The sequence below is a fragment of the Streptomyces sp. NPDC021020 genome, from assembly GCF_044333285.1.
GTDB lineage: Bacteria > Actinomycetota > Actinomycetes > Streptomycetales > Streptomycetaceae > Actinacidiphila.
Genome location: NZ_JBIRQQ010000007.1, coordinates 175,122 through 198,300 on the forward strand (window position 1 = coordinate 175,122; position 23,179 = coordinate 198,300).

Here is a 23,179-nt window from a genome sequence, read left to right on the forward strand (position 1 = left end):
CGCGCCCCCGAAGGCGCGCCGGTCACCCTACTCGCCCTCCGCGCGGCCCCCTCAACGGACCCGGCAGGCCTCGGACGGCTCCCGGGCCCGTGGTCAGCGCAGGTGGACCAGGATCCGCCCGGGGTTGTCCGGGTCGACCTCGACCCGGGCGTAGAGCTTCCTCAGGTGCGCCTGCGCCAGCGTGTTCAGCACCCGCTGCCTGAGCGCGCCCGTCCCCTTCCCCGGGATGACCTGCAGCACGTCGACCCCGGTGGCGGCGGCCCTGAAGAGCGCCTGCCGCAGCGCGACGTCGAGATCGCGGTTGTTGCGGAAGATCGGGTGCAGATCGAGCGTGATCAGGGTGACCGCCTCCCACGGGTCGCGTGACGGTCGCAGCGTACGGCAGGCGCCGCGCACCGGAACCGGCCCCGGCGGGCGGGCGCTCCCGGGTGCTCGACCGGACCACGCCCCGGTCACCGGCCGCACGGGTGTGCGGGCACCCCGCCGTTCCGTTCCGCACCGTTGGCGGGACGCGCCCCTGACTCCCCCTCACCCGCCCGCCGTACCAGCGGTGGCGGCGGTCCCGGCCCCCGCCGAGACTGGGGGCGTGGCCACGCCCGATGAGCGGCACCCGGCGGGGAGCGACCTGCTGCGCGCGGCTGTCGCCTCGGTCGGCACGACCGCGGACGTCCTGCGCACCGCGGACGAGCTGGCCCGCGCGACCGTGCCCGGCCTCGCGGACTTCGCCGCCGTCGACCTGCTCGACGGGGTGGTGGACGGCGACGTGCCGCCTCCCGGCCCGGTCGACGGCGCGGCCGTACGACTGCGGCGCGCGGCCTCCTGCCGCGCGGGCGGCGGGGTGCCCGGCGAGGTGCCCGTGGGCGCGGACGTGGCGTACGCGCAGGGCAGCCCGTACGCGCACTCCCTGACCGGCGGGATGCCGCTGCTGGAGTCGGGCGCGGGGTCCGACACGCCGTGGCTCGTCCCGGACGCGCGGCCCGCGCACGCGCTCGCCGCCCTCCCCCTGACGGCGCACGGGACCGTACTCGGCCTGCTCCACCTCTACCGCGGCCCCGCTGCGCCCCCGTTCGCGCCCGGCGACCTGGAGCTGGCCGCGGCGGTCGCCGCGCACGGCGCGGTCTGCCTGGACAACGCCCGCCGGGAGGCGCGCTCGGCCCGCTCGCGGCAGACCCTTCGGCACGCGCTGCTGCGCGACGTCGTCCCGGCCCACCCGACCGTCGAGCACACCCGCCGCTACCTGCCCGGGCGGCGGTACAAGGGCAAGGGCGGCAGCTGGTGCGACGTCATCGCGCTGTCCAGCGCACGGGTCGCGCTCGTGGCGGGCGACGCCACCGGGCACGGTATCCAGGCGGTCGCGCGCGCCGGGCGGGCGCGTACCGCGGTCCGCGCGCTGCTGAGCATGGACCTGGCGCCCGACGAGCTGCTGACGCACCTGGAGCGCCTGGTGCGGCAGATCCTGGCCACGAACGAGGCGTCGGGCGAGGGCCCGGGGGTCACCACGACCTGCCTGCTGGTCTTCTACGACCCGGTGACCGGGCGCTGCCAGGCCGCGAGCGCCGGGCACCCGCCGCCGCTCGTGGTGCGGCCGGACCGGCCGCCGGAACCGGTCGACATGCCGGTGGGGCCGCCCTTCGGCGAGCACGGCACCTTCGAGTCGGTCGGCCTCGACCTGCCCGAGGACGGCGTCCTCGCCCTCTACACGCGCGGCGTGGTGGGCGGCCTCGACGGCGCCACCACGCCGGACGCGCTGGTGCGGGCCCTGGGACGCCCGGCGGACGACCTGGACACGATGGCCGCGCACGCGGTCGAGGCGGTCAGGCCGGTGCGGTCCGGGGAGGAGGACGGCGTGCTGCTGCTCGCCCGGCCGCGCCCGGTGTCCGGGCGCGACGTGGTGTCGTGGGAGGTGCCGCCGGAGCCCGCGTCGGTCTCGCGGGCCCGCGACCTGACCGCCGAGCAGCTGACGCTGTGGAACGCCGCCGGGGAGGCGCCGACGACCCAGCTCATCGTCAGCGAGCTGGTCACCAACGCGATCCGCTACGGCCGCCCGCCGCTGACGCTGCGGCTCATCCGCACCGACCGGCTGGTCTGCGAGGTCACCGACACCTCCAGCACCTCGCCGCACCTGCGGCACGCGGGCGGCATGGACGAGGGCGGCCGCGGGCTCTTCCTGGTGGCCCAGCTCGCCGACACCTGGGGCACCCGCTACACCACCCACGGCAAGACCATCTGGGCCGAGCAGCCGCTCTCCGGCTGACCGGCGGCGCGTCCGGCCCCGCCGGGACGGTCAGCCGCCGGGGCCGATGCCCGGGCCGGACCCGGGGGGCGGCCGGCCGGACCCGCGGTGCCGCCCGACGCGGTAGACCGCCCAGCTCGCGACGCCCACCAGCGCGCACACGCTCGCGGCGAGCAGCTGCGCCGCCGCCGACAGGGCGAGGGCCGCGAAGAGCAGCACCAGCGCCAGCACGCTCGCCCACGCGGTGACCCGGCCGGACCGCTCGGCACGCGGGGGCTCCACCGGCGCCGGTTCGACCTCCGGCGCGGGAGGTGCCGGCGGGTGCAGGGGCTCCGGGCGGGTGCGCCCGAAGTCCGCGAGGGTCTTGGAGAGCCTGGGATCGTCACGCGTGAGCAGCCGTTCCAGGTCGGCGATCACTCGTCGTTCGTGCAGGGAAAGGACCATCGTGCGCCTCCTCGCCCGAGGGGCCCGGCTACCGTCGCCGGCGTTCACTGACCGTAGCGGCGGCTTCGGCCGCTCATGTCCAGCGACTACCCGGCGACATACCCGGCCAATCGGGTGAATCCCTGCCTTTCACGATGTTTGAGGCAGGCGCGCCGCCGACGTGCCGGACGTGGCCGCCGTGCGGCGGTTCGACGGGGTCCTGCCGGGTACGCGCAGGGCCTACGCACCCGGCGGGAGGTGGGTCGCATGGCCGGCACCGACCGGCAGGACATCACGCACGCGCTCCTGGACGGCTACGGCCGCACGTACGCCGAGCAGGCGGGCATCCGCATGAGGGACACCCCACAGCCCCTCTACCGGCTGCTGGTGCTCGCGGATCTGCTGAGCGCCCGGATCAGGGCCGACATCGCGGTGGCGGCGGCGAAGGAGCTGTCCGCCGCCGGCATGCGCGACCCGCGCGCGATGGCGGACGCCACCTGGCAGCAGCGGGTCGACGCGCTGGGCCGCGGCGGCTACCGGCGCTACGACGAGAGCACCGCCACCCGGCTCGGGGAGGGCGCCGAACTGGCACGGCGGCGCTACGGCGGCGACCTGCGCCGGCTGCGCGACGACGCGGGCGGCGACGTGGCGGAGATCCGCGGGCGGCTGCGCGAATTCCCCGGCATCGGCCCGGCCGGTGTTGACATCTTCCTGCGCGAGGCGCAGGCGGTGTGGCCGCGGATCGCGCCGTACTTCGACGGCAAGGCCGGGCAGGGCGCCCGCGCGCTGGGCCTGCCCAGCGCGCCGGGGAAGCTCGCGGACCTCGCGGAGGGCGCGGACGCGGACCCGGCGGTGCTCGCGGCCGCGCTGGTGCGGGTCTCCCTGGACAAGAAGGCCCCCGCGGCGGTCCGCGAGGCCGCCCGCGGCTGAACCGCCGGGAGGGCGGGCGCCCGCTCCCCGGCGCGGGAGCCTGCGCCGGAGAGCGGGCCGCGCCTCAGTGGACCAGGAGGTAGACGTAACCGCCGGAGCCCTGGCAGAGGAAGTTCGGCCCCCAGAGGTTGTAGCCGGCGACTCCGGCGGCCTGGCACTGGTCGTAGGTGTAGTAGACGCCCTGGGTGCGCCATTCGCCCGCCGCGTGGGCGGAGGTCGCGGCGCCGAGGGGGACGAGGACCGCGGCCGCGGCGGCCGCGGTGACGGCCGTTGCGATACGTCGCTTCACGTGCCAACTCCTTTTGTGTCGAGACGTGCTGACATAACGTCATATCTCATGGGAGGTGGTGCGATGTCGCCTCGCATGCTAGCCGCAGCCGCGCCGAGAGGTCCAGACCAATGGGGGGTCTCGTTCACCCCCTCCCCCGCGTCCGTCCCGCCGTCCCCTCCGGCCCCACGGGCCTGCGCCGCAGCAGGCCGGGGAGGGTCACGAGCGCACCGAGCACCAGGACGGACCCGCCGACGACACGCAGGCCCGCGTCCGCCGCCGTGACGAAGGCGTCGACGACCGCGGCGCGGTGGCCGGGGCCCGCGGCGGCCAGGGCCTGGGCGACGGTGTGCGGGTCGCCGTGGGCGCGGACGCCTTCCGGCAGGGCCGCGGTGAAGCGGGAGGTGAGGACGGTGCCGATGACCGCGACACCCAGCGCGCTGCCGAACTCCCTGGTCGTCGCCTGGAGCCCGGCGCCCACGCCCGCCTGCTCCGGCGGCAGGGCGCCTGCGATGGCCCCGGAGAGCGTGGGCAGCGCGAGGGCCACGCCGACACCGGTGACGACGAGCCACCCGGCGTACACCGCGTACGGTGTGCCGGCGCCGCCGGTGGACAGGCCCAGCAGCCCGCCGCCGGTGCAGGCGAAGGCGAGCGCCATGGTCGCGTCCAGCCCGATCCGCCGGGCGAGGCCGCCGACATGGCGGGCGGCGACGATGATCGGCCCGGTCAGCGGGATGACGCCGAGCCCCGTGCGCAGCACCCCGAAGCCCTTGCCGTACTGGAGGAAGGAGGCGTTGACGTAGAAGAGGGCGAACATCCCGAAGAAGACGGCCGCCATGCCCAGGCACGCGGCGCGCAGCCGCGGCACGCGCAGCAGGCGCGGGTCGAGCAGCGGGTGGGCGACCCGCAGTTCCACCAGCGTCCAGGCGGTGAACAGCAGCGCGGCCCCCGCGAAGCCGCCGATCACGACCGGGCTCCCCCAGCCGGACTCCGGGCCCTGCACGATGCCGGCCAGCAGCGCCACCGACGCGGCGACCAGCAGCGCCGTGCCCAGCGGGTCCAGACGGCGGGCGTGCCGGGCGGAGACCGGGGCCAGGCGCGCGGTGAGCGCGGCCAGCAGCAGGGCGGCGGGCACGCTCGCGGCGAAGAGCCAGCGCCACGACCCGGCGCTCAGCACCGCGCCGCCGCCGACGTTGCCCGCGACCCCGCCGATGCCGGTCATGGCCGCCCAGGTCGCGACGGCGGCGCCCTTGCGCTCCTGCGGCACCGCGTGCAGCAGCACCGCGAGGGTGTTCGGCAGTACGGCCGCCGCCCCGACGCCGGTGACCGCGCGCCCGGCGAGCAGCAGCGGCAGCCCGGGGGCGAGGGCCGACAGCAGGGCGCCGAGCGCGAAGAGCACGAGCCCGGCGAGCAGCACGCCCTTGCGGCCGAACCGGTCCCCGGCCGCGCCGCCCGGGATGACCAGGCACGCGAAGACGACGACGTAGGTGTCGACGATCCACACCAGCGCGGACGCGGAAGGGTGCAGGCCGCTCGCCGCGAGCATCGGCACGGTCAGGTTGACGGCGGCGACCGCGCCGACGACGAGGACGACGCAGGCGCACATCAGGGCGAGCACCACGCCCTGGCGCCGCGCGGGCGGTGCGGCCGGCGCGGGCGCCGGCGGGATGTCGAGTCCGTTGATTCCCATGCCCGCGACGCTAGGAAAACCCGGCACTTTCCTGCCACGCAACTTTGGCAAGGCACGCTTGCTCACGACGCAACCTAGACTCTCCCGTATGACCGTTCCGCCCGCCGAACTCGACCTCAACCTGCTCCGGGTCTTCGACGCCCTGCTCGCCGAGGCCAGCGTGACGGCCGCCGCGGAGCGGCTGCACCTGTCCGTCCCGGCGGCCAGCCGCGCGCTGGCCCGGCTGCGGCGGGCGATGGGCGACCCGGTGCTGGTGCGGGCCGGGCGCGGCATGGCGCCGACGCCGTACGCGCTGCGCATCGCCCCGCGCGTGCGCTCGCTGCTGGAGGAGGCCGCGGCGCTGGTCAGCACGGACCGCGAGGTCAGACCCGCGGACCTGGAGCGTACGTTCACCGTCCGGATCAACGACGGGGTGGCCGCGACGCTCGCGGCGGCGGCCGTGGCGGCGACGTCGGCGGCCGCGCCCGGTGTGGTGCTGCGCTTCGTGGCCGAGGGCAGCGAGAGCCCGGAGGCGCTGCGGGACGGCACGGTCGACCTGGACATCGGCGTCGGCGAGGACGCGGCGCCCGACCTCCGGTCGGCCCGGCTCTACCGCGAGCAGGTCGTCGCGGTGGTGCGCGCGACGAGCCCGCTGGGCCGCGAGCAGCCGCCCACCCTGGCGCAGCTGTGCGGCCACCCGCATGTCTCGGCCTCCCGCCGGGGGCGCAGCCGGGGCCCGCTCGACGACGTCCTGGAGGCGGCGGGGCTGCGCCGCCGGGTCGCCGTCGTGGTGCCGACCTTCGCGGTGGCGGCGCTGCTGGTGGCGTCCAGCCCCTACGTGGCGCTGGTGCCGCGGCGGCTGGCCGAGTCGTACGCGGACGGGCTGGGGCTGCGCTGGTTCCCCGTCCCGGCGCCGCTGCCCGCCATCGACGTGCGCCAGCTGTGGCACGCCCGGCTCGACGCCGATCCCGCCCACCGCTGGCTGCGTACGACCCTGGCCGCCGCCCTGGACTGACGTGCGGTCAGCCCAGCGGGTCGGCCCCCCTTCCCACCGCCGCGCCCCTCACCAGGACGGCGAGGGTACTGCGGGCCGCACCGCGCAGGGCGGGACGGCGGGCGAAGGTCGCGGTGAAGGCGAGGACGGAGACGGTGACGCCGTAGAGCACGGCGGCACATGCGGAGAGCAGCCCGATCACCATCGGGCACGCACCCTTCTTCCCCCACTCGGCCCGCCCGGGAGGAGAGCCGGGGCGGGCGCCGATGCGTCCTGCCCAGGATACCCGCGCCGTCAACTCCTTTGCAGGGTGCGGGAGTAGCCCGCACCCCACGCCGTTTCCCGATGAGCCGCGCAGGCCGGCGCCCGCTATCCCTGGGCCTCCACCACGTCCGCGACCACGCAGCTGACGTTGTCGGGGCCGCCGCGGCCGTTGGCGAGGGCGACCAGTTCGCGGACGGCAGGCTCGGGCTCCGCCGCCGAGGCGAGCACCCGGTGGATCTCCTCGGTCGGCACGGCGGACGGCAGGCCGTCCGAGCACAGCAGGTAGCGGTCGCCGCGCCGGGCGTCCTGGAGCTTGAGGTCGGCGGTGGCGTCGGCGCCGCCGCCGAGCGCCCGTACCAGGAGCGAGCGCTGCGGGTGCGAGGCGGCCTCGTCGGGGCTCAGCCGGCCGTCGTCGACCATCGCCCGGACCACGGTGTGGTCGTGCGTGATGCGGAACAGCTCCCCGTCGCGCAGCAGGTAGACGCGGGAGTCGCCGATGTGGACGAGGGCGAGCTGCGACCCGGTCCAGAGCATCGCGGTGAGGGTGGTCCCGGACTCGGCGGCGTCGGCGGCCGCGGCGGCGCCGTGCACCGCGCGTCCGGCCCGCTCGACGGCGTCCTCCAGGGCGCCCAGCAGCTCACCCGCCGGGAGGGCGGCGGCGTCCAGCTGCTCGAACGCGCCCACGGCGGCGGCGCTCGCGGGGCCGCCCGCGCCGCCGTAGCCGTCGGCGACGGCCAGCAGGTGGGCGTCGGCGTAGGCGGTGTCCTGGTTGCGTTCGCGGACCAGGCCGCGGTCGGAGAGGGCGGCGTAGCGGATGGCGAGCGGTGCGGTGGTGACGGACATGGTCGGGTCCTTCCCCGAGAGGTGGTCGACGAGGAAGGCGGCCAGGTCCCGCCGTGCGGCGGTGTCGGCCTCGGCCCCGGCCCAGAAGGCGCGTACCTCCTGCGCGGCCTGCCCCGTGGGAAGGGCGCAGACGTGCCGGATACGGGCCAGCGGCATGCCCAGCCGCCGCAGCCACGCGACCAGCCGGGCCTGCTCCAGCTGCCCGGGCGCGTAGGAGCGGTAGCCGGTGGCCGGGTCGACGCGCGCGGGGGTCAGCAGACCCAGCTCGTCGTACAGGCGCAGGGCCTTGGGCGAGAGCCGGGAGGCCCGCGCGAACGCGCCGATGCTCAGCAGTTCCATGCCCGCCCTCCTCGTACCGGGCGCTGTCGCCCGGCCCCGCCGATGCTGGGTCCTCCCCCAGGGTGAAGGTCAACAGGCCCGGCGCGGAAGGTCAGCCGGCCGGGAGCGGGGCGGTGCGGAAGCGGTTGATGGCGTCGGCGTGCCGGGCGCGCAGCTCCTCGTCGCGCACCCCGAGGCCCTCGCGCGGCGCCAGGCACAGCACGCCGACCTTGCCGTGGTGCAGGTTGCGGTGCACGTCGTACGCGGCCTGGCCGGTCTGCGCCAGCGGGTAGACGCGGGAGAGGGTGGGGTGGATCCGGCCCTTCACGACGAGCCGGTTGGCCTCCCACGACTCACGGTAGTTGGCGAAGTGGGTGCCGACGATGCGCTTGAGGGACATCCACAGGTAGCGGTTGTCGTATTCGTGGGTGTAGCCGGAGGTGGAGGCGCAGGTGACGACGGTGCCGCCCTTGCGGGTGACGTAGACGCTGGCGCCGAAGGTCTCGCGTCCGGGGTGCTCGAAGACGATGTCGACGTCCTCGCCGCCGGTCAGTTCGCGGATGCGGCCGCCGAAGCGCTTCCACTCCTTCGGGTCCTGGGTGTGCTCGTCGCGCCAGAAGCGGTAGCCCTCGGCGCTGCGGTCGATCACGGCCTCGGCGCCCATCGCCCGGCAGATCGCCGCCTTGTGCGCGCTGGAGACGACGCAGATGGGGGTGCCGCCGCCCGCCAGGACGAGCTGGGTCGCGTAGGAGCCGAGTCCGCCGCTCGCGCCCCAGATCAGGACGTTGTCGCCCTGCTTCATCCCGGCGCCGTTGCGGGAGACCAGCTGCCGGTAGGCGGTGGAGTTGACCAGTCCGGGGGCCGCGGCCTCCTCCCACGTGAGGTGGCCGGGTTTGGGCATCAGCTGGTTGGACTTGACCAGCGCGATCTCCGCCAGGCCGCCGAAGTTCGTCTCGTAACCCCAGATGCGCTGCTCGGGGTCGAGCATGGTGTCGCCGTGCCCGTCGGCCGACTCCAGTTCGACGCTCAGGCAGTGCGCCACCACCTCGTCGCCCGGCTGCCACCTGGTCACGCCGGGGCCGGTGCGCAGGACGACGCCCGCGAGGTCGGAGCCGATGACGTGGTAGGGCAGGTCGTGCCGCTCGGCCAGGTCCCCGCGGCGGCCGTAGCGCTCCAGGAAGGCGAAGGTCGGCACGGGCTCGAAGATCGACGACCACACGGTGTTGTAGTTGACGGAGGAGGCCATGACCGCCACCAGGGCCTCGCCCGGGCCCAGTTCTGGCAGCGGCACCTCGTCCAGGTGGATCGACTTGCGGGGGTCCTTGTCCGCGGTGGCCATGCCCTCGAACATGCCGGCCTCGCTCTTGTGCAGCGTCGCGGCCCGGTAGCTGCCGGGCAGCTCCAGGGCGGCGATCTCCCGGGCGCCGGTGTGCCCGGAGACGACGGCGTCGACGATGTCCTTCACCGCGCGGCCCCCTGCGCGCGCAGGTACTCCGCGAGCGCGGGAACGGTGTCCAGCGCGGTCAGGTCGTCGTCGGTCCCCACCGCGACGCCGTAGCGCAGCTCGACGGCCTGGATCAACCGGACGAAGCCCAGCGAGGTCAGGCCGAGCAGCCCCAGCGACTCGGGCTCCTCCAGCGCCTCGGCCGCGGTGACCATGCCGTCGCTGGCCTCGGCGACAAGGCCGGCCAGCTCGTGGTGGAGTCCGGACTCCGGGGTGGCGGGGGCGGTCATGCGCTCTCCTCCTGCAGCAGTTCGTCGACGGTGGCGACGACCCCCTCGACGGTGGGGGTGTCGAAGAAGGCGTCGAAGGGCATCTCGACGCCGAGCCGGTCGCGGATCCGGGCGATGATCTGCATGATCGTCAGGGAGTGGCCGCCCAGGTCGAACAGCTCGGTGTCCGGGGCGATCGCCTCGACCCGCAGCACCTCGCGCCAGATGTCCGTCACGACCGCGGTCAGGTCCGCGTCGCCCGCGGGGGCCGCCTCGGCGGGCGCGCCGTCCGGTGCCCCGGGGGCGGGCAGGGCGGAACGGTCGAGCTTGCCGTTGAAGGTGAGCGGCAGCGCGTCCAGCGGCACGAGGTCGCGCGGGATCATGTAGCGCGGCAGCCGCTCGGCGGCGTGCGCCCGTACCGCGGTGGGGTCGGCGCCGCCGACGAGGTAGGCGGCCAGCTCCCCGCCGTGGACGGCGACCGCGGCCTGCGCGACACCGGGCGCGTCCCGCAGGACGCGCTCGATCTCGCCGAGTTCGATGCGGTGGCCGCGCAGCTTGATCTGGTCGTCCCAGCGGCCCAGGAACTCCGGCCGCCCGTCGGGCCCGAGCACGGCGCGGTCGCCCGTGCGGTACCAGCGCGCGCCGTCCGGTCCTGTGACGAAGCGCTCGGCGGTGAGGTCGGGCCGGCCGCGGTAGCCGCGGGCGAGCCCCGCGCCGCCGATGCACAACTCGCCGGGGACGCCGGGCGGTACGGGCCGCAGCCGGTCGTCCAGGACGCGCAGGGCGGTGTTGGCGAGCGGACGGCCGAGGGTGATCCGGCCGGGGTCGGCGGGGATGTCGTCGGCCGCGGACCAGACGGTGGTCTCGGTCGGGCCGTAGACGTTGAACAGGCGCGCGGTGAGCGGGCGCAGCCCGCGGGCCAGCGGCAGCGGCAGCGCCTCCCCGCCGCACAGGGCGGTGACCGGGGCGCCCGTCCAGCCGGCGTCCAGCAGCAGCTGCCAGCCGGACGGGGTCGCCTGCACATGGGTGATCCCGGCCTCGGCGATCAGCCGGGCGAGCGCGGCGCCCTCGCGTACGGCGGCGTCGGCGGCGGCCACGACCCGGCCGCCGGCGGTGAGCGGCGCGAACAGCTCCAGGGCGCTGATGTCGAAGGACAGGCTGGTCAGATGCAGCCAGCGGTCGGCCGGGCCGGCGCCGGTCAGCTCGCCGATGGCGGCGACGAGGTTGGCGAGCGCGGCGTGGCCGACCTCGACGCCCTTGGGGCTGCCGGTCGAGCCGGAGGTGTAGATGACGTACGCGAGCCCGTCCGGGTCGGTGGCGGCGGGCGCGGTCTCCGGCTCCCCGGCGAAGGCGGCCAGGCCGTCCAGCGGCAGCGGTTCCGCGGGGCCCGCGGCGACGCCGGGCAGGGCGTCGGCGTGGCCGAGGACGAGCTTGACGCCCGCGTCGGCGGCGATGAAGTCCAGCCGGGCCGGGGGCAGGGCCGGATCCAGCGGCAGGTAGGCGGCGCCCGCGGCGAGGACGCCGAGCAGCCCGGCGACCAGCTCGGTGCCGCGGTGCGCGCACAGCCCGACGACGTCGCCCGCGCCGATGCCGCGGCGGCGCAGCCCGTGGCCCACGCGGTGTGCGGCGGCGACGAGTTCGCGGTACGTCAGGGCGTCGCCGCCGCCGGTCACGGCGATCGCGTCGGGCGCGGCCGTGGCGGCGGCCCGGACCTGGTCCAGGACGGTGGTGGCGGGGCGTGGGCGGGCGGGGCCGTCGAGGCGGGCCAGCAGGGCGATTTCGGCGGGCAGCAGCAGGTCGAGGTCGCCGATCGGGCGGTCGGGGTCGGCGAGGGCCGCGGCGAGCAGGGTGCGGAAGTGGGCGACGGCGCGCTCGCCGTCGGCGGCGGGCAGCAGCCGGGTGGGGATGTGGACGCGCCCGGTGAGGCCGCCGGGGGTGTCGATGAAGTGCAGGTGCATCGCGGCGCGGACGGTCGCCGTGGCGAAGAGCCGGTCCACCGGGGCGGACGCCTGGCCTTCCGACTCCGCGCCGAGCCGGATGTAACTGGTCGACACGGGCGCCATCGCCAGCCGCGGCGGCAGGTGCGGCACCGCCCTGCCGAAGGGCACCTCGCGGTGGCCGTAGACGGCGCGGGCCTCGGCGCGCACCGCGCGGGCCAGCTCGGCGAAGGAGGCCCGCGGGTCGGCGGCGCGTGTGACGGGCAGCTCGCTGACCCACATGCCCAGCTCGCCCGCGGTCTGCGGGGTCCGGGTGGAGACGTCCACCGCGACCGACACCAGAGGGTTGCCGTAGCGGGCGAGCAGCGCGTGGATCCCGGCGAGCAGCACCTCGAAGCGGGTGACACCCAGCGCCTCCTTGCCCGCGGCGAGGGCGGCGTCCAGCTCCGGGGTCCAGCCCAGGTCGAGATGGGTCGCGGGCTCGGCGGCGGTGGGCGTGGCGGCGAGCCCGGGCAGGACGGTGTCGGCGGGCGGTACGGGCCGCCGCGCCCAGAAGTCCCGCGCGGCGGGCAGGGCGTCGGCGACGCGCCCGGTCTGCGCCTGCGCGAGGGCGGCGAAGGTGCCGAGGTCGCCCGCGCCCAGGTCGGTGCCGCCGACCGCGGCGCCGAGGTCGGCGACGAGGATGTCGCGGCCGAGCCCGTCCAGGACGAGGTGGTGGGCGACGGCCATGACGACGGTGCGCCCGTCGTCGACCCGCAGCACCGTGCAGCGGGCGAACGGCCCGGCGCTCCCGCCGGTGTCCGCGAAGTCGAAGCCGGCGGCGAGTTCGGCGGCCAGCTCGCCGGTGAGCCGGTCCGCGGTGACGGCGCGGTGCACGACCGGCGTCGGGGCGCCGGGGTGCAGCAGCGGTTCGCCGTCCGTCTCCGCGACGGTCGCGGCGAGCAGCGGATGCCGCAGGGCCAGCGCGGCCCAGGCCGCGTCCAAGGCGCCGGGCCCGGTACCGTCCGGCGCGGTCACGATCGCCGGGACCAGGTACGCCGCCGACGCCCCGATGGCCCGCTCGGCGAACCACAGCCCCTGCTGGGCGGGGGTCATGGGAATGCCGGTCGCTGCCTCAGCCATGTGTCGCCGCTCCCTCTCCTGTGCTGTTGCCGTCGCCGGCGCTGGTGTCTGTGGTGGCGCCCGCGCCGGGTTCCGCGCCGTTGCCGACGCCCGCGCCGAGGTTGGTGCCCACGCCCGCGCGGGGCTTCGCGCCCGTTCCGGCGCCTGCGCCGGTGTTCGCGCCCGCGCTCCCGCCGGGCCTCGCGCCGTTGGCGGCACCCTCGCCCGCGCCGAGGCCCGCGCCCGCGCCGACGCCGGGCTTCGTGCCCGTTCCGGCACCCGCGCCGGGCTTCGCGCCGTCACCGGCACCCGCACCCGCACCCGTGCCGGGGTTGGTGCCCGCACCCGCGCGGGCCTTCGTGCCCGTTCCGGCGCCTGCGCCGGTGTTCGCGCCCGCGCTCCCGCCGGGCCTCGCACCGTTGGCGGCACCCTCGCCCGCGCCGACGCCGGGCTTCGTGCCCGTTCCGGCACCCGCGCCGGGGTCCGCGCCCCCGCTCCCGCCGGGGTTCGCGCCCGTGCCCGCGCCGGGCGTCGTGTCCGCCCCCGCGACGGGCTCCGCGCTCGTGCGTGCCGCCGCCGGCGCTTGCTCGAAGAGCTCGCGCAGACGGTGCTTGACGACCTTGCCGCCCGCGTTGCGCGGCAGTTCGCCGACGTGGGCGATGCGGCTGGGCTGCTCGTGGGCGGCCAGGCGGGTGGCGAGGAAGCGGCGCACCTCGGCGAGCCGCAGCTCGCGGGTGGCGACGAGCACCGCGGCGGGGGCGCGCCCGAGGACGGGGTCGGGCAGGCCGAGGACGGCCGCCTCGACGATGTCCGGGTGCTCGTGCAGCGCCGCCTCGACGGCGATCGTCGACACCTTGTCCGCGCCGCTCTTGATGACGTCGCTCTCCCGGTCGACGAGGAAGAGGTAGCCGTCGGCGTCGAGGTAGCCGATGTCGCCCATCCGCGTCCAGCCGCCCCGGAAGACCTGCGCGGTGGCGCCGGGGTCGCCGAGGTAGGAGCGGGGCGCGCCGCCCGCGCTGCGCATCCACACCTCGCCGGTCACCCCGGCCGGGCACGCCCGCCCGTCCGCGTCGCACACCCGCAGCGCGCCGCCCGCGGCGGCGAGGCCGATGGCCGCGGGCCGCCGCGGGCTGAAGATCATGCTGGTCTGGGTGGGCGCGGCCTCGGTGGAGGTGTAGTAGTTGACGATCGTCGCGCCGGGCAGCGCTGCGGCGAGCCCGGTCGCGACGCTGGGCGGCAGCGCGGCGGCGGTGGAGCCGAACAGCGCGACGCCGGAGGTGTCGTACCGCTCCAGCGCGCCGGAGGCGAGCAGCTCGATCGCCATCGCCGGGACGACGAAGACGCTGCCCACCCGGTGCTGCTCGATCAGCCGCGCGAAGGGGTCGGGCGCGAAGCGCGCGGTGACCAGCATCCCCGGGTGCGCGGTGAGCGCGTTGAAGAGCATGGTCTGGGCGGCGTTGGTGCCGATGGGGAAGGCGTGCAGGAAGACCCGGGAGTGCGCGAGGGTCCGCAGCGGCGGGTCGAGCCGCATGCCGTACGTGAGGTTGGCGTGCGCCGCGAGCACGCCCTTGGGCCGCCCGGTGGTGCCCGAGGTGTAGAGGATCTGCGCCGGGTCGCCGGGCCGCGGCCCCTCGACCGGCCGGGCCTGCGGCAGTGCGGCGACGTCCTGCGGGCCCCAGCGCAGCCGTACGGGGGTGTCGAAGCGCTCGGCGCCGGGCCCGTGCAGCAGCGCGGTCGCGCCGCTGTGCTCCAGCATGTACGCGGCTTCCGCGGGCGCCGTGCGGGTGGAGATCGGTACGGCGACGGCTCGGGCGGCGAGCACGCCGGTGTAGGAGCAGGCGTACGCGATCCAGTCCCGGGCCCCGTACAGCAGCCCGACCCGCTCGCCCGGCCGTACCCCCGCGGCCCGCAGCCCGGCGGCGACCGCCTGCGTACGGGCCTGCCAGGCGCTCAGGGAGAGCGCGTCGGCGCCCTGCGTCACGGCGACGTGGCCGGGCTGGGCCGCGGCGCGGGCGGCGAGCAGTTGCGGCACGGTGAGGGCGGTACGGGCAGCGGCGGCGGCGCGGACGTCGGCGCCCGGTCGCGGGGTGCTCATCGCGCCTCCCGGGCGGTGGGTGCGGTGCCGGGCCCGGGGGCCGGGACGGTACGGGCGGCGCGGTCCGGCGGCGGGCTCGCGGCGGCGGGGGCCGCGTCGCGGCCCGCCCGGATCGGGGCCGGCCGCGGGCTTCCGGCGCTGCCGGAACGCGGTACGGCCCGTACCGCGGCCGCCGCCGTGGCCGGGGTCGGGCGGCGCCGCACGAGCCGGCGCCACCGGGCGCGGACGGCCCGTGCCGCGACCGCCGCGGGAGCCGGGCCCGCGACCGGCGCGGGAGCCGGGCCCACCGCCGGCAGGACGTACCGGGCGACGGGGGCGGTCACGGTGCCCCCGTTCCGCCGGCGAGCTCCCTCGCCGTCTCCTCGTCCGTCAGGCGCCCGATCTCCGCGACGAGTTCGGCCTCCACCGCCTGGGCGAACGCCTCGACCGTGGGCCGCTCGAACAGCAGGCGGACGGGCAGATCGAGGCCCACGGCGGCGCGCAGGCGGCCGATCGCCCGCACCGCCAGCAGGGAGTGGCCGCCGAGGGCGAAGAAGTCGTCCAGGGCGCCGACGCGTTCGGCCGCCAGCAGGTCCGCGAAGACCTCGGCGACCAGCCGCTCCGCGTCGGTGCGCGGCGGCCGGAAGGTGCCCGGGGCGGCGCCCGCGGCCGGGGCGGGCAGCGCGGCGAGGTCGACCTTGCCGTTGGCGGTGAGCGGCAGCGCGGGCAGGACGACGACGGCGCCGGGCACCAGCAGCGCGGGCAGCCGCCCGGCGGCGTGGGCGCGTACCTCCTCCGGGGTGGCGGAGCCGGTGACGTACGCGACGAGCAGCTGTCCGGCGGCGGTGACGACGACCTGGCCGACGGCCGGGTGGGCGGTCAGCACGGCCTCGACCTCACCGGGTTCGACGCGCACGCCGCGCACCTTGAGCTGGCGGTCGAGGCGGCCGAGGAATTCCAGCACGGGCTCGTCGGTGCGCCAGCGGACGCGGTCGCCGGTGCGGTACATCCGGCCGCCGCCGCGCGGGTCGGGGACGAAGCGCTCGGCGGTGAGGTCGGGGCGGCCGAGGTAGCCGTCGGCGAGCCCGCCGCCGGCCAGGTGCAGCTCGCCCGCCGTGCCGCGCGGCACCAGGCGTCCTGCGGCGTCCAGCACGTACGCGCGCACCCCGCCGAGGGGGCGGCCGATCGGCGGGCGGCGGAGGGTGTCGGCGGCCGTCAGGTCGGTCGCGGTGGCGATGACCGCGGCCTCGGTCGGGCCGTAGGTGTTGACGAGCCGGACGCGGTCGCCGTGCCGCTCGCGCCAGCGGGCGACCGCGGAGGCGTCCACCTGCTCGCCGCCGAGGATCACCAGCCGCAGCGCCTGCGGCCAGGCCGGGCCGAGGTCGAGCAGCGCCTGCCAGTACGCGGTGGGCAGGTCCAGCACGGTGACGTCCGCGTCGGCGGCGAGCACGTCGGGCAGGGTGCGTGTCCCGCCGGGCAGCAGCACCAGCGTGGCGCCGGTGGCCAGCGCGGGCCAGATCTCCTCCGCGTGGGTGTCGAAGCCGAGGTCGGCGAACTGCACGACGCGGTCGGCGGCGGTCAGCCCGTAGGCCCCGGCCATCCACGCGGCGCGTTCGCGCAGCGCGGCGCGCCCGACCAGGACGGGCTTGGGTGTGCCGGTGGAGCCGGAGGTGAACAGGACGTAGCCCGGGTCCGGCACCCGCACGGGGTTCTCCGCGCCGGGTCCGACACCGGCGGCGGTCACGACCGCGGCCACCGGGACCTGCGCGGTCATCGTGTCCCGGCGGATCCAGGGCAGCACGGGATCGAGGGGGAGGTACCCGGCCCCGGCGCGCCAGACCGCGAGCAACGCGGCGATCTGCCCGGGCCCGCGCGGCAGGCTCACCGCGACCAGGTGCCCGGGTTCCACGCCCGCCGCACGCAGGTCCTCGGCGAGCGCCCCGGCGCGTTCCCACAGCTCCCGGTAGCCGACCTCGTCGGCGCCGCTGCGGACGGCGACCGCGTCGGGCGCGGCGGCGACGGCCGCCGCGACGGCGTCGAGCAGTGGCGGGCCGCCGGGGACGGCCGGGCCGGTGCCGAGCGCGATCAGCTCGGCCTCGTCGTCGGCGCCGACCGGCGGCAGGTCGCGTACGGGGGTGTCCAGGCCGGTCAGGACGGCGCGCAGCACGGCGGCGAAGCGGTCGGCGAACCGCTCCGCGGTCTCCGGTGCGAAGACGTCGGCGCTCGCGGTGAGCAGCACGTCCATACGGTCCTGCCCGGCCCGGGCGTTGATCGCGGTCGGGGTGACGAAGACGTCCACGGCGATGTCGGTGAGGGTGTGCCGCGGCCCGTCGCCGTACCCCTCGGCCGTGACGCCGGGGAAGCCCTCGGCCCCGTCGAAGCCGGTCGCCGAGACGTCCATGGTGGAGTGCAGGGTGAAGACGGCCTGGAAGAAGGGGTTGCGGCCGGGGTCGCGGGCGAGCCCGAGGTCGGCGACCAGCTCCTCGAAGGGGACCTCCTGGTGGGTGAAGGCGCCCATGCAGGCGGTGCGGGTGCGGCGGACCAGGTCGCGTACGGCCACCTCCCCCGACAGGTCGGCGCGCAGCACCAGCATCCGTACGAAGTAGCCGAAGACCGACTCGGCGGCCACCTCGTCCCGCCCGGCGACCGGTGTGGCGACGCACAGGTCGTCCTGGCCGGTGAGCCGGCCGAGCATCAGCTGGTAGGCGGTCATCAGCACCATGAAGGGGGTGCAGCGCAGCTCGCGGGCGACGCGCTGCACCTCGTCCCAGGTGCCGTCGTCGAAGGAGCGCAGCACCGCGACGCCGGCCGAGGTGCGGCGGGCCGGGCGGGGGCGGTCCAGCGGGAGTTCCAGCGCGGGGGGCTGCTCCAGGGCCTTGCGCCAGAAGGCGAGCGAGGCCTCGTCCGCGGCCTTCTCGGCGCGGGCGTGGTCGAGGTAGCGCAGGGCCGGTGGCACGGGGGCGCTGCCGCGGTAGGCGTCGGCGGTCTGCCGGTAGAGCAGGTTGAGCGACCAGCCGTCGCCGACGATGTGGTGCGTGACGACGCACAGCACGTGGTCGGCGGGACCCGCCCGCAGCAGCCCGACCCGGACGAGGTGCCCCTCGGCGAGGTCGAACGGCCGCCGGATCAGCTCCTCCACGGCCCCGCGCAGCTCCTCCTCGCTGTGGACGTCGGCGCGGTGCACCGGTGTGGTGCGCGGCGCCAGCACCTCCTGCACGGGCTCGCCGTCGCGGTCGGTGAAGCGGGTGCGCAGGCTCTCGTGCCCGGCGACGACGCAGTCCAGCGCGCGGACGAGCCGGTCGGTGTCGAGGTCGCCGCGCAGCCGTACGGCGGCGGAGATGGTGTACGCGGCGTCGTCCGGGTCGAGTCGGTTCAGGAACCACAGCCGGCGCTGCGCGGCGGTGAGCGGCCCGCGGTCGGCGGCGGGGACCGCCCGGTCCGCGGCCGGGTCGCGGTCAGGCGCGGACATACGCGGCTCGCACGGTTGCGCTGCGGGTGTCGCCGCCGAGCAGGCGGTCGAGCAGGGACGTCAGGTCCGGTTCCGCCCACTCCCCGGCCACCGCCAGGGCTCCCAGCTCGTCGAAGCGCCGCAGGTAGTCGGGGTCGTGGACGGTGGGGACGGCCACGACGGGGCTGCCCGCCGCGCGGGCGGCGGCCGCTCCGGTGGCGGAGTCCTCGAAGACGAGCTGCCGCCCGGCGGGCACGCCCAGCAGCCGGGCGGTCGCCAGATAGACGTCCGGCGCGGGCTTGAGCCGCGGCACGTCCTGCGCGGCGACGACCCGGGCCTCGCCGAACAACTCCAGCAGCCCTGCGCGGCGCAGGACGGTCAGCGCGGTGTCCCGCCCGGTCGCGGTGCCGACGGCCAGCGGCACGCCCCGGTCGCGCAGCCCCTCCAGGACGGTGCGGACCCCGGCGCGCGGCACGATCTCCGGGACGCGGCCCACGAGTTCGTCGAAGGCGGGGTGCTTGGCGGCGAGGATGCCGGCGGCGGGGGCGCCGGACGGGGAGAGGGCCGCGATCTCGGCCGCGACCAGCGGGTCGGGACCGCCGATGAGGTGCGGCAGCCGGTGCTGCGCCTGCTCGCGGGTGAGGGTCACGCCCGCCTGCCGGGCGGCGGCGAGCCACGCGTCGTGGTGGAAGCGCTCCAGGTCGACGAGCGTGCCGTCGAGGTCGAAGGCGACGGCGGCCACCGCGCCCGGCGCCGGGGCGGTCATCGGGCGTCCTCCCGCGGTGCGAGGGCGAGGACGGCGATCTCGTCGTCCTCGTGGTGGATCCCGGCCTCGTAGCGGGGGCCGAGCATCGACACGAGGTAGCCGAGGTCGTCGATCATGCCGATGCCGTCGGCGGGGTCCCGGTGGACGTGCTTGGAGCGGACGAGCAGCGCGGTGCGCGCGATGCGCAAGCTGTCCATGACCAGCGCGGACAGGTCGATGGGGGTGAGCATGCGCCACAGGTCGAGGTGAACGGCGGCGTCGAAGGCGCCGTCCGGGTAGTGGGTGCGCACCCCGAACAGGTGCGGGTTGCCGGGCCCGAAGGGGGCGCCGTGGTCGACGGTGGTGACGCGGCCCGCGGCGGCCGCGGCGGCGAGGTCGAAGCCGATCCACAGGCTGCTCGCGCCGGCCGGCAGGCCGAGCGCCTTGGCGACCCGGTCGGCGGGGAGGCGGCCGGGGTGGTCGCGCAGGAACTCCCGGCAGTCCTCGTAGAAGGGCAGCGTGCGGGCGACCCGGCGGTGGTTGTCCGAGGGGTGGGTGAAGAACTCGATGTCGTAGTGCCGGTACTTGTCGACGAGGAAGGGCAGGACCGGCTTGGTCCGCTCCCATTCCGTCGTCCAGTCCCGGAAGTGCGGGGCGTGGTGGCACACGGCGGCGGGCTCGTAGCGGAAGCGGCTGCTGTCGCGGCCGAAGTGCCGGTAGATGCGGTACGTGAAGTCGGTGTCCTCGTAGCCCCACTGCACGAACGACTCGTCGAACCCGCCGACCGCCTCGTAGAGGTCGCGCGGCAGCGAGAGGTTGTGGGTGAAGCCGAACATCCAGCCCGTGCGCCGGTAGACGTCGAAGGCGGCCGGGTCGGTCTGCGGCAGGTCGCGGTGGTCGCCCTCCATCGGCAGCAGGGTGCCGTCGGCGGGCGGTGTGCCCTCGGCCAGCGCCGCGAAGGTGCCCCAGCTGGGCTCGGTCCGGCGGCCGTAGACCACCTCGGGGCCGGTGTCGCCGGGCCGGCGCAGGTGCCGCTCGACCAGGCCCGGGGAGGCTATGGAGTCGGCGTCCATGAGCAGCAGCCGGTCCCCGCGGGCCACCGCGGCGCCGGTGTTACGCGCCGCCGACCGGCCGCGGTTGACCTGGTGGCGGACGTAGCGCACGTCGAGGGCGGCCTCGTGGCGGCGGACCACCGCGCGGACGTCCTGGACGGAGGCGTCGTCGGCGACGACGACCTCGAAGGCGTCCCGGCCGGCCGTCTGGCGGGTCAGCGCCCCGAGGGTCAGCTCCAGGCAGTCGGCCTGGTTGTAGGTCGGGATGACGACGGTCAGCACGTTCGGGCCCCCGGGGATGCGTCGGTGGTTGGCGGCGGGCCCGCGGCCGCGGGCGGGTCGCCCGGACGGCCGCTGCCCTGGGAGACGACCGGCACGCGCTCCCACGCGGCGCGGGATTCCGGCCGGTCGGGGGCGTCGCGGCACAGCACGTAGTGGTGCGGCGCCATGGTCAGGGCGCCGTCGAGGCGGTCGAGCACGGCGGCGTGCACCTGCTCCGGTGTCGTGGGCCGCTCGGTCACGAGGTAGCCGGTCAGCCGCACGCCGCCGCCCTGCCCGTCCCCCTCCCCGCCCGCCGGTTCGGTGAAGACCCGGGCGGCGGACGTCCCCGGCAGCGCCGTGAGCAGGGCGCCCACCGCCGCCGGGGAGATCCGGCAGTGGTCGGCGGTGACCGCGTCCGCGGGCTGCCCGAGCGGGGTGACGCCGGTCAGCTCCGCGACCCGGTCCAGATCCAGGTCGCCGGTCTCGAACAGCTCGATGAGGACGGTCTCCAGACCGGCCAGCAGCGCCCGCGCGCCCGCCGCGTCCAGATACCGGCTGTCGGTGAACAGCTCGACGACCGCCCGCGAGCGCAGCGCCTTGACGTGGAAGTAGATCTTCAGCTGCTCCTCGTCGCGGCCTTCGAGGTCCACCACCGCGGTCTCCGCGGTCAGCGCGCGCAGCTCGGCGGCGGTACGGGCCGCGGGCGGCAGCGCCGGGCCCGCCTCGGGGGCGATGTTCACCGTGCTCAGCGTCCCGAGCGCGGCCCCGCGCCGGGTCCGCTCGGCGGCCGTGAGCCGCGCGACCTCGCGCGGATCGCTGTTGCCGCGCAGATAGGCCAGCGACGACGCCCGGTGCGCGGCCCGTACGGTGGCGGCCAGCGACCCCGCGTCCACCGGCAGTAGCACCGGCGCGACCTGGTAGTACGTACCCACCGAGGCGGCGTCCGCGGACGTGAGGCGGTTGCCCGTGGCGAGCGCGAGCGGTACGGCGCCGGTGCCCGTGCGAACGCCGAGGATCGCCGCCAGCGCGCCCAGCAGCGCCGCGGACGGGCTGACCCGCAGCTGCCCCGCGACGGCCTGCGCGGCGGCGGCCAGCGCGACCGATCGCAGACCGGTACCGGGGAAGAGCGGGCGCTCCCCCGGCTCGGGCCGGTTGGGGAAGACGGTCTGCGGCGCGGTCTCCAGCGCCCGCCGCCAGTAGGCGAGGGATGCCTCGCCCGCCCGGCGCCCGGGTTCCGAGGCCTCGTACGCGGCCCGGGCCCGGGACTGGACGCCGGGCGGCGGTGCCTGCGCCGCACCTCCGCCGCGCAGCAGCGCGAGGAATTCCGCGCGCAGCGCGGTCAGGCCCCACGCGTCGGCCGCGAGGTGCGACAGGACCAGCACCACCTGGCGCGGCCTGCCGCCCGCGGTGACCACGGCCGCCCGAAGTGGCCACTCCCGCTCGTGCCGGAAGGGCTCGTGCCACAGCCGGTCCTCGTCGCGCTCCGCGGTCCGCCGGACCAGGCCGGGCGTGGTCGCGGCGATCTCGACGGCCAGCGTGCCCTGCCCGTCGCACTCCTGCCGGGGCTCGCCGTCCGGGCCCGCGGGAAAGCGGGTGCGCAGCACCTCGTGGCGGCGGACGAGGGCGTGCAGGGCGCCGAGCACCCGCTCCAGGGTCGCGTCCGGCGGCAGGTGCACGCGCAGCCGCAGGCTGATGAAGTGGTTGTGCGGGGCGAGGGCCGTCAGGATGTCCCAGACGAACCGCTGGCCCCACGTCAGCTCGGCGCCCCCGCCGTCCAGCCCGGCGAATTCCAGCGCGACCCGCTCGCGTACGTCCGCCGCGGCCTCGGCGGCCGCCGTGCCGCCCGTCACGTCGCGTCCTGGGCCGGCGTCGCAGGCTCGCGCCGGAAGAGCATGAACCAGTCGCCGACGCCGACCAGTTCGCGTACGTCGGGGTCGGCGATCGTCTGCTCGCGGGCGGCGAGGACGTAGCCGTGGCGTTCGAGGACCGGGGTGAAGTCGGTGCGCAGGTAGTCGTTCTCCAGGCTGAGCAGCTTGTCGCCCTCGTTGGGCACGATCATCAGGGCGGGCACGTCCAGCCGGGCGAGCAGCCCGATCCACGCCTCGATCGCGGACAGCGGCATCTCGGAGAAGCTGTGGATGTTGACGGCCAGGTCCGGCCGCTCGCCCTCCAGCCGCTCCGCCATCTCGTCCAGCGGGATCACGGCCGCCCGGGACGCCTTGCGGAAGCGCAGGTACTGCTCGCTGAGGAAGGTCGACTCGGGGATCGCGTCGACGCACAGGTAGCGCGTGAGGCCGGGGACGCACTCCGACATCCGGTGCGCGAGGCGGCCGTAGCCCGCGCCGATGTCGAGGACGGTGAAGCCCTCGCGGGACAGCAGGTCCCAGTGCCGGTCGAGGAAGTACATCTCGTTGACGGAGTCGAGCAGGTCGCGGCTCGCGGTCGGCAGCCCCTGGAAGTCGAACGCCCAGCAGCCGAAGGCGCCGTCCTCGGCGGTGCGTTCCAGCAGCTTGTGGGTGTCCTGCCGGCTGATGTACTGGGCGAGCAGGAAGAACTTCAGCCGGGCGTTGTCGCCGACCTGGCGCAGCTGCCAGACGTAGGCGTTGTCGCCGCGGAAGAACGTCAGGTTCAGGTCGCGCAGCCGGCGGCTGCGGCGCCAGAAGCTTCCGGGGCGGTAGGGCGTGTCCAGTCGGCGGTAGCGCGCCCGCAGCTGCTGCAGCTGCGGGTTGCGGTCGTCCAGGACGGCCGCGAGTTCCGCCGGCGGCGGCGTGGAGCCGTCGTGCCGGCCGTGTCCTGCGTGGATGCGGAAGCTGGTCAGCTCGGTCGAGGTACGGGTCAGGGTCAGCCCGAGCAGGCCGACGAGGTAGCGGACGGTCAGGAAGACCCGTGAGGTGAACCGGCTCATC

19 protein-coding genes are annotated in these 23,179 nt (G+C 76.6%); 3 read left to right on the top strand and 16 right to left on the bottom strand.

From position 1 onward, the window contains the following. Nucleotides 1-93 precede the first annotated feature (93 nt). A complete protein-coding gene (locus tag ACH4SL_RS22165) occupies nt 94-396 on the bottom strand; it encodes a Smr/MutS family protein (RefSeq protein WP_398448117.1) in 303 nt (100 codons plus the stop codon). A gap of 190 nt (nt 397-586) precedes the next feature. Between ACH4SL_RS22165 and ACH4SL_RS22170 the strand changes: the two genes are divergently transcribed. Then, nucleotides 587-2,254: an ATP-binding SpoIIE family protein phosphatase gene (locus ACH4SL_RS22170; RefSeq protein ID WP_398448119.1), complete on the top strand. Its 1,668-nt coding sequence runs from the start codon at nt 587-589 to the stop codon at nt 2,252-2,254. Nucleotides 2,255-2,284: 30 nt separating this feature from the next. Here the strand turns inward: ACH4SL_RS22170 and ACH4SL_RS22175 are convergent, their stop codons facing one another. Continuing rightward, entirely contained in the window at nt 2,285-2,677 is a 393-nt protein-coding gene (locus ACH4SL_RS22175) for a DUF3040 domain-containing protein (RefSeq protein ID WP_398448121.1), read from the bottom strand. 246 nt (nt 2,678-2,923) lie between these two features. Between ACH4SL_RS22175 and ACH4SL_RS22180 the strand changes: the two genes are divergently transcribed. Further along, nucleotides 2,924-3,586, top strand: a complete 663-nt coding sequence (locus ACH4SL_RS22180) for an endonuclease (RefSeq protein ID WP_398448123.1) — start codon at nt 2,924-2,926, stop codon at nt 3,584-3,586. A gap of 64 nt (nt 3,587-3,650) precedes the next feature. On the opposite strand, the gene ACH4SL_RS22185 is transcribed toward ACH4SL_RS22180, so the two are convergent. Together ACH4SL_RS22185 and ACH4SL_RS22190 are read right to left on the bottom strand one after the other, a co-directional pair. After that, nucleotides 3,651-3,875, bottom strand: coding sequence for a hypothetical protein (locus ACH4SL_RS22185; protein WP_398448125.1), 225 nt, complete (start codon nt 3,873-3,875; stop codon nt 3,651-3,653). Between the two features lie 124 nt (nt 3,876-3,999). After that, nucleotides 4,000-5,544 carry an MFS transporter gene (locus ACH4SL_RS22190; protein WP_398448127.1) on the bottom strand — a complete coding sequence of 515 codons (1,545 nt, stop codon included), beginning with the start codon at nt 5,542-5,544 and terminating at the stop codon, nt 4,000-4,002. A gap of 88 nt (nt 5,545-5,632) precedes the next feature. Here ACH4SL_RS22190 and ACH4SL_RS22195 point away from each other — a divergent pair, with 88 nt between their 5' ends. Next, nucleotides 5,633-6,538 carry a LysR family transcriptional regulator gene (locus tag ACH4SL_RS22195; protein ID WP_398448129.1) on the top strand — a complete coding sequence of 302 codons (906 nt, stop codon included), beginning with the start codon at nt 5,633-5,635 and terminating at the stop codon, nt 6,536-6,538. Between the two features lie 7 nt (nt 6,539-6,545). On the opposite strand, the gene ACH4SL_RS22200 is transcribed toward ACH4SL_RS22195, so the two are convergent. From ACH4SL_RS22200 to ACH4SL_RS22255, 12 genes are all read right to left on the bottom strand, one after another. Then, nucleotides 6,546-6,722 carry a hypothetical protein gene (locus ACH4SL_RS22200; protein ID WP_398448131.1) on the bottom strand — a complete coding sequence of 59 codons (177 nt, stop codon included), beginning with the start codon at nt 6,720-6,722 and terminating at the stop codon, nt 6,546-6,548. A 164-nt stretch (nt 6,723-6,886) separates the two neighbouring features. Further along, nucleotides 6,887-7,963 (bottom strand): MerR family transcriptional regulator, encoded by a 1,077-nt coding sequence (locus tag ACH4SL_RS22205; protein ID WP_398448133.1) that lies wholly within the window; start codon nt 7,961-7,963, stop codon nt 6,887-6,889. Between the two features lie 91 nt (nt 7,964-8,054). Then, complete coding sequence (gene ccrA / locus ACH4SL_RS22210; RefSeq protein ID WP_398448135.1) at nt 8,055-9,407, bottom strand: crotonyl-CoA carboxylase/reductase; 1,353 nt, start codon at nt 9,405-9,407, stop codon at nt 8,055-8,057. Beyond that, nucleotides 9,404-9,676, bottom strand: a complete 273-nt coding sequence (locus tag ACH4SL_RS22215) for a phosphopantetheine-binding protein (RefSeq protein WP_398448137.1) — start codon at nt 9,674-9,676, stop codon at nt 9,404-9,406. Before ACH4SL_RS22215 ends, ccrA begins: the two co-directional genes overlap by 4 nt. Then, on the bottom strand, nt 9,673-12,714 hold the full coding sequence (locus tag ACH4SL_RS22220) for an amino acid adenylation domain-containing protein (RefSeq protein ID WP_398448139.1): 3,042 nt from the start codon (nt 12,712-12,714) through the stop codon (nt 9,673-9,675). The genes ACH4SL_RS22215 and ACH4SL_RS22220 overlap by 4 nt, the downstream gene beginning before the upstream one ends. After that, on the bottom strand, nt 12,707-14,788 hold the full coding sequence (locus ACH4SL_RS22225) for a class I adenylate-forming enzyme family protein (protein ID WP_398448141.1): 2,082 nt from the start codon (nt 14,786-14,788) through the stop codon (nt 12,707-12,709). The genes ACH4SL_RS22220 and ACH4SL_RS22225 overlap by 8 nt, the downstream gene beginning before the upstream one ends. After that, nucleotides 14,785-15,111, bottom strand: coding sequence for a hypothetical protein (locus ACH4SL_RS22230; protein ID WP_398448143.1), 327 nt, complete (start codon nt 15,109-15,111; stop codon nt 14,785-14,787). The genes ACH4SL_RS22225 and ACH4SL_RS22230 overlap by 4 nt, the downstream gene beginning before the upstream one ends. Next, nucleotides 15,108-18,236: a condensation domain-containing protein gene (locus ACH4SL_RS22235; RefSeq protein ID WP_398448145.1), complete on the bottom strand. Its 3,129-nt coding sequence runs from the start codon at nt 18,234-18,236 to the stop codon at nt 15,108-15,110. The genes ACH4SL_RS22230 and ACH4SL_RS22235 overlap by 4 nt, the downstream gene beginning before the upstream one ends. After that, a complete protein-coding gene (locus ACH4SL_RS22240; RefSeq protein ID WP_398448147.1) occupies nt 18,223-18,981 on the bottom strand; it encodes an HAD family hydrolase in 759 nt (252 codons plus the stop codon). Before ACH4SL_RS22240 ends, ACH4SL_RS22235 begins: the two co-directional genes overlap by 14 nt. Then, nucleotides 18,978-20,294: a glycosyltransferase family 2 protein gene (locus ACH4SL_RS22245; protein ID WP_398448149.1), complete on the bottom strand. Its 1,317-nt coding sequence runs from the start codon at nt 20,292-20,294 to the stop codon at nt 18,978-18,980. Before ACH4SL_RS22245 ends, ACH4SL_RS22240 begins: the two co-directional genes overlap by 4 nt. Further along, a complete protein-coding gene (locus ACH4SL_RS22250) occupies nt 20,288-22,123 on the bottom strand; it encodes a condensation domain-containing protein (RefSeq protein WP_398448151.1) in 1,836 nt (611 codons plus the stop codon). Before ACH4SL_RS22250 ends, ACH4SL_RS22245 begins: the two co-directional genes overlap by 7 nt. Then, nucleotides 22,120-23,178 (bottom strand): putative sugar O-methyltransferase, encoded by a 1,059-nt coding sequence (locus ACH4SL_RS22255; protein WP_398448153.1) that lies wholly within the window; start codon nt 23,176-23,178, stop codon nt 22,120-22,122. The genes ACH4SL_RS22250 and ACH4SL_RS22255 overlap by 4 nt, the downstream gene beginning before the upstream one ends. Between the last annotated feature and the right edge of the window lies 1 nt (nt 23,179).

What these genes read in the sequence shown, in the direction of transcription:
- ACH4SL_RS22200 (WP_398448131.1), bottom strand. Translation starts at nt 6,722, where the DNA reads ATGGTGATCGGGCTGCTCTCCGCATGTGCCGCCGTGCTCTACGGCGTC.
- ACH4SL_RS22215 (WP_398448137.1), bottom strand. Translation starts at nt 9,676, where the DNA reads ATGACCGCCCCCGCCACCCCGGAGTCCGGACTCCACCACGAGCTGGCC.
- ACH4SL_RS22225 (WP_398448141.1), bottom strand. Translation starts at nt 14,788, where the DNA reads ATGAGCACCCCGCGACCGGGCGCCGACGTCCGCGCCGCCGCCGCTGCC.
- ACH4SL_RS22190 (WP_398448127.1), bottom strand. Translation starts at nt 5,544, where the DNA reads ATGGGAATCAACGGACTCGACATCCCGCCGGCGCCCGCGCCGGCCGCA.
- ACH4SL_RS22180 (WP_398448123.1), top strand. Translation starts at nt 2,924, where the DNA reads ATGGCCGGCACCGACCGGCAGGACATCACGCACGCGCTCCTGGACGGC.
- ACH4SL_RS22220 (WP_398448139.1), bottom strand. Translation starts at nt 12,714, where the DNA reads ATGGCTGAGGCAGCGACCGGCATTCCCATGACCCCCGCCCAGCAGGGG.
- ACH4SL_RS22195 (WP_398448129.1), top strand. Translation starts at nt 5,633, where the DNA reads ATGACCGTTCCGCCCGCCGAACTCGACCTCAACCTGCTCCGGGTCTTC.
- ACH4SL_RS22255 (WP_398448153.1), bottom strand. Translation starts at nt 23,178, where the DNA reads ATGAGCCGGTTCACCTCACGGGTCTTCCTGACCGTCCGCTACCTCGTC.
- ACH4SL_RS22175 (WP_398448121.1), bottom strand. Translation starts at nt 2,677, where the DNA reads ATGGTCCTTTCCCTGCACGAACGACGAGTGATCGCCGACCTGGAACGG.
- ACH4SL_RS22240 (WP_398448147.1), bottom strand. Translation starts at nt 18,981, where the DNA reads ATGACCGCCCCGGCGCCGGGCGCGGTGGCCGCCGTCGCCTTCGACCTC.
- ACH4SL_RS22205 (WP_398448133.1), bottom strand. Translation starts at nt 7,963, where the DNA reads ATGGAACTGCTGAGCATCGGCGCGTTCGCGCGGGCCTCCCGGCTCTCG.
- ACH4SL_RS22235 (WP_398448145.1), bottom strand. Translation starts at nt 18,236, where the DNA reads ATGTCCGCGCCTGACCGCGACCCGGCCGCGGACCGGGCGGTCCCCGCC.